Below are 6,270 nucleotides of genomic sequence, written 5' to 3'. Positions count from 1 at the left end.
GGTTCGAGTCCCGTCCACTCCGCCACTTACATATCTTGAATAAAGAGTAAGAAACCTGATTCGAAAGAGTCAGGTTTTTTTTCGTTTGTAGAAAATGAAATTTAGAACAATAGGTATTGATAAGTGGCTGTTTTGTTAGTTTATTTTAGCGAACAGCGAGTAAGCTGTTACCTTAGGTATCCTAAGTCATTAGATAGTAGTACTTCTACCTCATAACTAACATGCTCTAATTTCAAATAAATCTATAAATTTGAAGTGATAGGTTTGAGATTTTTTGATCAAAAAAGCCCAAGTTATGTACTTGGGCTATGGGAATCTTTATAAAATTTGCTTTAGAATTCGGTCTGCTTTGACTCTTTTTATCTTACGTATGAGCTTTTGTACATCTTCTGGGTAATTCTCAAGAGTGTCTAACTGCCTATAACTGCCGATTAAATTGGTATGCTCGAGAATAGATGAGAGTTCATTTTCAAACTGCTTGGTAAGTAATTGCTCGGTATCTTTAATCAGTAATCCATTTTCTAAATCTAATTTCCAGGCTCTAGGATTGAAGTTATTGCCTGTGATTAACATGTATTCTTTATCAATCCACATTCCTTTTAAGTGAAAGCTATTATTATCATGCTTCCAAAGGTGAATCGATAGTTGGCGACTAGCGATATGTCCTTCATTGATACGGGCAAAATGACGTAAGTTGAGCTCATATAGGTAAGGTAGGCCAGCAATGGTTTTAAAGTCTTCTTCCGGCGGAATATAAAAATCGTTGGCGGTTTTATCTCCCACAATGATGGTCACCTTAACACCTCGTCTTATTGCTCTTTTGACCTCTTTAGAGATACTTTTAGGAAAGTTAAAATAAGGTGTTAAGATCGTAATTTCTTTTTCAGCGCAAGCGATAAGGTTATTAATATGTAGATTAAGCTTATTGCGACGCTTACCAACTCCCACTAATGGTGTTATACCCACTTGGCCTTGTTTAATTATCTCTGGAGTGAACTCGTATTGAGATTGGGCAAGAAGAGCACGAAATTGTTTGATCGCAGGCTTTAACGTTTTAGTTGTTGGGCGATCTACTTGTGATAAACAATTAACAGCTGAATTGTTGCTTATATTTTGCTGGATATATTGCACCATACAATCGGCTAGCGCTGGATTTTCCATTACATGGTAGCGGTCAAAACGATATTTTTCGTTATGTTGTAGATAGATATTATTTAGGCTTGCACCACTGTATATAACGGTATTATCAATGATAAAGCCTTTTAGATGTAATACACCAAAGACTTCTTTTCCACGAACAGGTACCCCTAAAATAGAAATTGGATGCTGGTACTTTTGAGCAAACTTTTTATATAAAGCAGCATTACCTTCGCTTTGATCTGCGCCAATCAATCCGCGTTGCGCTCGATGCCAGTCAACACACACAGTAATATCAAGCTTAGGGTTGCGTTGTTTTGCTTCATAGAGCTCAGTCAATATTTGACGCCCTGCGTCGTCATCTTCGAGATACAAGGCGACAAGATAAATACGTTGTGTAGCTTGTTTAATTTCAGACAATAGCCGGTTGCGGAATTGCTGTGCTGAAAATAGCACTTCAAAGGCGTTTGGATCTTGAGCTATGGTTGGTAGCTGTTCGAGTAATTCCTTACTAGCTATCATATTTTTATGAACCTTACATGCTGCTAATGTCTTGGCTTATCATTTTACCAAATTAATCGCTATTATTCCTACATATGAACAAGAAGTTATGTCAGAACTGTAGGCAGATATCGCATTGGTAGAAGTTTTTTGCCTGTACTTGTGTAACGTATAAATAACTGTTGCAGTGAATTGGGAAGTTGTTCAACTTCCACTACAGAAAACCCTATTGATTGATATAGTGATTCAAGGTGCTGATAAGCGAAGCAAAAACAATTTTCAGATAAACAATGAGCCTGACAAAATGTTAATAACTGGCTAGCAATGCCTTGCTGCCGATAGTCTGGAATAACTAACATGCCAGTGAGAAGAGAAAAACTTTCAATAGTACGAAACCGGACGATACAAATAATTTTCTGTTGATGGTAACCAACGACTATTTGTTCATTTTTTTTCGGTTTTCCCGAAGGATAAAATGCTTTATAGATAGGCTTAATGAGCGGTATTTTAATACTTTCAAGTGGTTGAAAATTAACTTCAATCATACAGGCACTGTGTTTATTAAGTGTATAAGGTAGAATAGTACGACACACGCTTAGGTAATCAAATGTATGAATGTAAATAATAATGTAAATATGAAACCTTTCCATACTTTTGGCATTGATGTGCCTTGTGATGTTCTCGTGGAAGCGGCAACGGTAGATGACTTAATTTCAGCTTACCGGTGCCCTGAGTGGCAAGAGTTGCCTAAATTGGTTTTAGGTAAAGGCAGTAATGTGTTATTCACAGAACCCTTTCATGGCGTAGTCGTGATTAATAAGCTATTAGGGAAAACCGTTACTACTCGTGATGATTTTATTTATTTAACTATCGCTGGCGGTGAAGATTGGCCTAGCTTGGTTGAATGGACGTTAGAACAAGGCATTCCTGGTTTAGAAAACTTAGCCTTAATTCCTGGCTGTGCTGGTAGTGCTCCTATTCAGAATATTGGCGCTTATGGCGTTGAATTTAAAGATATATGTGATTATGTTGAGTATCTGGATCTAGAATCACTGGATATTATTCGTTTAAGTGCTCAAGAGTGTTTGTTTGGTTATCGAGATTCGATATTTAAAAATGATTTATTAGGTAAAGTTATTATCACATCTATTGGCTTAAAACTGCCCTCTAATTGGCAACCTAATTTTACCTATGGTCCACTAAAGTCGGAAAAAGATTTGCTCACCACGCCTTACGCTGTTTTTGAGCATGTGTGTGATATTCGCCGCTCTAAATTGCCCGATCCCAATGTTACAGGCAATGCTGGAAGCTTTTTCAAAAATCCAGTAATTACTCATGAAAATTATATGGAATTACAAGCTCTTTACCCAGATCTGAACGGATTTGAGGTCGAAGGTGGGGTTAAAATCGCAGCAGGCTGGTTGATCGATCGTTGTGGCTTGAAAGGTCATCAGATAGGTGGTGCACAAGTGCATCCTCAGCAAGCTCTGGTTATTGTTAATGTTGATAATGCGACCTCTAATGATGTTCTTGAACTTGCTTGGTATGTTAAACATGCTGTGCTGGATAAATATGGTGTGGAATTGGAGCATGAAGTGCGGTTTTTTAGTGCTACCCAAGAAACGAGTTTAGAAATTATCTTTGCAGATCGCTTTCAATAATTAGGTGGTACTCCATGACAGATAGTAAACCTAAGTTACATGACGTTAAACTACGTATTATCAAGCAATTGTCGGATGGAGAGTTTCATTCAGGAGAAGATTTAGGTGAGCTGCTTGGTATCTCACGAGCAGCAATAAGTAAACATATTAAAGGGATTCAAGAATGGGGGATTGATATCTATCGAGTCCAAGGAAAAGGCTATCAGCTTTCTTCTGCCATCGACTTATTAGATTATGAGATCATCCAGTCAGTTTCATCAGTTCCCGTTGAGCTATTTCCAGTCATTGATTCAACCAATCAGTACCTTTTAGATAGTATTGATTCTTTACCGAGTGGTGCGGTGTGCGTGGCAGAGTATCAAGCAAAAGGTAGAGGAAGAAGGGGGCGTCAATGGGTATCTCCTTTTGGTTCTAACTTATACTTTTCAATGTATTGGCAGTTGGAGTCAGGAGTTGCGGCCGCAATGGGGCTAAGCCTAGCTATTGGTGTTGCGATCGTTGATGCACTAGAAACCTTAGGGGCGACAGGGCTGAAATTAAAATGGCCGAATGATCTCTATTACGAAGATAAAAAATTAGCCGGTATTTTAGTTGAAATGTCCGCACAAACGGGCGGTGTTGCTCATCTGGTGATAGGAATGGGACTGAACATTAATATGACGGCGGATACATGTGCTATCGATCAGTCGTGGGCCAATTTAAATCAAGTATTCGATGATAATACACCATCAAGAAATCAACTAGTAATAGAATTGATCAGAGCTTGGAAACAGGTGCTTGAACAATATGAGGAACAAGGTATGTCCTCTTTTGTGAAGCGCTGGAATGAACTGGATAACTTTAAAGATAAGCCAATTAAGCTATTAATGGGTAACAAAGAAGTTTACGGCATCGGTAAAGGTATCAACCAGCAAGGTGGTATTTTACTAGAAACTGAACAAGGGTTAGAAACTTATGTTGGTGGCGAAATCTCCCTAAGAAAAGCAGATTAATCGATGTAACAGAGCAGGTTACTTTCTTAAGTGAACCTCTTCTACCATATGATCTGCACCTTTGCGTAATATCAGCTGTGCTCGATCTTTGGTGGGTAGAATATTTTGCTGTAAGTTGATGCCATTGATCGAGTTCCAAATACTCTTAGCTTTATCAATCGATTCTTGCTCAGTGAGTTTGGTGTAATGGCTAAAGTACGAACCGGGCTTAGTGAATGCCCCTTTACGTAACTTCATAAATCGCGAAACATACCATTCTTCTATTTGCTGAGTATCTGCATCAACATAAATAGAAAAATCCAAAAAGTCAGAGATAAATACTTTGAAAGGACTTTCTGGGTAATCACTGCCGCTTTGTAGAACATTCAGCCCCTCAATAATCAACACGTCGGGCTGATCGACCACCTTAACTTCATCGGTAATATCGTAAGTAATATGTGAGTAAACAGGCACTTGAATGTTTCGCTTGCAAGCTTTGACATCACTTAAAAACTCAACCAATGACTTAGTATCGTAAGACTCAGGGAAACCCTTTTTGGTCATCAAATTATTATTCAGCAAGGTTTCATTGGGGTGTAAAAAACCGTCCGTTGTAATGAGCTCAACTTTAGGGTGATTCTCCCAGCGAGATAGTAAAGCGGTTAATAACCTCGCCGTGGTACTTTTTCCAACCGCGACACTTCCTGCAATACCAATAATAAAGGGCGGCGATTTCTCTTGTTTATTAAAGAATTGATGCAGTACTTGATTGCGGCTTTGGCGAGCTTCGACATATAAATTGAGTAGGCGAGATAGTGGCAAATAAATTTTTGTCACTTCTTCCATCGACAAGCTTTCATTAATCCCTTGTAGTTCTTCCAAGTCTTCAGGGGTAAGTGTCATTGGTACAGAATTACGTAATTCAGACCACTGACTTCTGTTGTATGAAAGATACGGATTCATAGAAAGACTCGAAAATAACCAAAAAGGATGAGCGAAGATACACCAAGCGACGTTGATTTCAAATAAGCGTTAGGTGACTTTAGTAGTAAATTAGCAACTTTTTGCCTTATTTATACCCAATTTCCTATTCCATTAATGAAAATAATGGTTTTTTGCATTTTACCCTTGCAAGCTTTTGGAACATTCAATAGAATTCGCCCCACTTGCGCCGACTTAGCTCAGTAGGTAGAGCAACTGACTTGTAATCAGTAGGTCACCAGTTCGATTCCGGTAGTCGGCACCATCTCTTTATATGATAGAGATGGCAAGCAACAAAAAATTTGGAGGGGTTCCCGAGTGGCCAAAGGGAGCAGACTGTAAATCTGCCGGCTCCGCCTTCGATGGTTCGAATCCGTCCCCCTCCACCATATTGACATTTGTTTTATAATCAAAATGAATGTAAATAAATTGTGAAAATAGCGCTCAGAGTTACACGTGTGCGTGCGTCGTATAATGGCTATTACCTCAGCCTTCCAAGCTGATGATGCGGGTTCGATTCCCGCCGCACGCTCCAATTCTGTATTTTATAAAACAATGTAGTGCTGATATAGCTCAGCCCGGTAGAGCGCACCCTTGGTAAGGGTGAGGTCCCCAGTTCGAGTCTGGGTATCAGCACCAGTTTTAAGCAATATTTTCCGATTGAGATACACTTACTTTACTAAAAAGTACTATTATTTTTTGGTTACGTGGTCATTCAAGCCACCTAAATCCGTACCTAGAGGGACTATCCATGTCTAAAGAAAAATTTGAACGTACGAAACCGCACGTAAACGTTGGTACTATCGGCCACGTTGACCACGGTAAAACAACTCTTACTGCTGCTATCTGTACTACACTTGCAAAAGTGTACGGCGGTGTAGCAAAAGACTTCGCATCTATCGATAACGCTCCAGAAGAGCGCGAGCGTGGTATCACAATCGCAACTTCTCACGTTGAGTACGATACTCCAGCACGTCACTACGCACACGTAGACTGCCCAGGACACGCCGATTATGTTA

General features: G+C 39.4%; 6 protein-coding genes and 4 tRNA genes. 7 read left to right on the top strand and 3 right to left on the bottom strand.

The window, feature by feature from the left end:
* Nucleotides 1–318: 318 nt before the first annotated feature.
* On the bottom strand, nucleotides 319–1,659 hold the full coding sequence (gene pssA, locus QQJ93_RS15890) for a CDP-diacylglycerol--serine O-phosphatidyltransferase (protein WP_119297243.1): 1,341 nt from the start codon (nucleotides 1,657–1,659) through the stop codon (nucleotides 319–321).
* 86 nt (nucleotides 1,660–1,745) lie between these two features.
* Nucleotides 1,746–2,183, bottom strand: a complete 438-nt coding sequence (locus tag QQJ93_RS15885) for a GNAT family N-acetyltransferase (protein WP_119297242.1) — start codon at nucleotides 2,181–2,183, stop codon at nucleotides 1,746–1,748.
* Between the two features lie 66 nt (nucleotides 2,184–2,249).
* Between QQJ93_RS15885 and murB the strand changes: the two genes are divergently transcribed.
* The gene (gene murB / locus QQJ93_RS15880) at nucleotides 2,250–3,299 is read left to right on the top strand and encodes a UDP-N-acetylmuramate dehydrogenase (RefSeq protein WP_119297241.1); all 1,050 of its coding nucleotides are present in this window, start codon (nucleotides 2,250–2,252) and stop codon (nucleotides 3,297–3,299) included.
* 14 nt (nucleotides 3,300–3,313) lie between these two features.
* Entirely contained in the window at nucleotides 3,314–4,291 is a 978-nt protein-coding gene (birA, locus tag QQJ93_RS15875) for a bifunctional biotin--[acetyl-CoA-carboxylase] ligase/biotin operon repressor BirA (protein WP_119297240.1), read from the top strand.
* 18 nt (nucleotides 4,292–4,309) lie between these two features.
* On the opposite strand, the gene coaA is transcribed toward birA, so the two are convergent.
* The gene (gene coaA, locus QQJ93_RS15870; RefSeq protein ID WP_119297239.1) at nucleotides 4,310–5,233 is read right to left on the bottom strand and encodes a type I pantothenate kinase; all 924 of its coding nucleotides are present in this window, start codon (nucleotides 5,231–5,233) and stop codon (nucleotides 4,310–4,312) included.
* A gap of 207 nt (nucleotides 5,234–5,440) precedes the next feature.
* Here coaA and QQJ93_RS15865 point away from each other — a divergent pair.
* From QQJ93_RS15865 to QQJ93_RS15845, 5 genes are all read left to right on the top strand, one after another.
* Nucleotides 5,441–5,516, top strand: a tRNA-Thr gene (locus QQJ93_RS15865).
* A 39-nt stretch (nucleotides 5,517–5,555) separates the two neighbouring features.
* Nucleotides 5,556–5,640 (top strand) — tRNA-Tyr (locus QQJ93_RS15860).
* A gap of 71 nt (nucleotides 5,641–5,711) precedes the next feature.
* Nucleotides 5,712–5,786 (top strand) — tRNA-Gly (locus tag QQJ93_RS15855).
* 27 nt (nucleotides 5,787–5,813) lie between these two features.
* Nucleotides 5,814–5,890, top strand: a tRNA-Thr gene (locus tag QQJ93_RS15850).
* A 112-nt stretch (nucleotides 5,891–6,002) separates the two neighbouring features.
* On the top strand, nucleotides 6,003–6,270 hold a 268-nt coding region (locus tag QQJ93_RS15845; protein ID WP_246847629.1), incomplete at its 3' end, for a GTP-binding protein.

Origin of the sequence: Vibrio algivorus, assembly GCF_030161215.1 — a bacterium.
Taxonomy (GTDB): Bacteria; Pseudomonadota; Gammaproteobacteria; order Enterobacterales; family Vibrionaceae; genus Vibrio; species Vibrio algivorus.
The sequence above is the reverse complement of the archived record's forward strand: the minus strand, read 5'-3'. Positions and strand labels throughout refer to the sequence as shown.

Bases quoted from the DNA above. Each gene is read 5' to 3' on its own strand.
- murB (WP_119297241.1), top strand. From the start codon at position 2,250: ATGAATGTAAATAATAATGTAAATATGAAACCTTTCCATACTTTTGGC.
- QQJ93_RS15885 (WP_119297242.1), bottom strand. From the start codon at position 2,183: ATGATTGAAGTTAATTTTCAACCACTTGAAAGTATTAAAATACCGCTC.
- coaA (WP_119297239.1), bottom strand. From the start codon at position 5,233: ATGAATCCGTATCTTTCATACAACAGAAGTCAGTGGTCTGAATTACGT.
- pssA (WP_119297243.1), bottom strand. From the start codon at position 1,659: ATGATAGCTAGTAAGGAATTACTCGAACAGCTACCAACCATAGCTCAA.
- birA (WP_119297240.1), top strand. From the start codon at position 3,314: ATGACAGATAGTAAACCTAAGTTACATGACGTTAAACTACGTATTATC.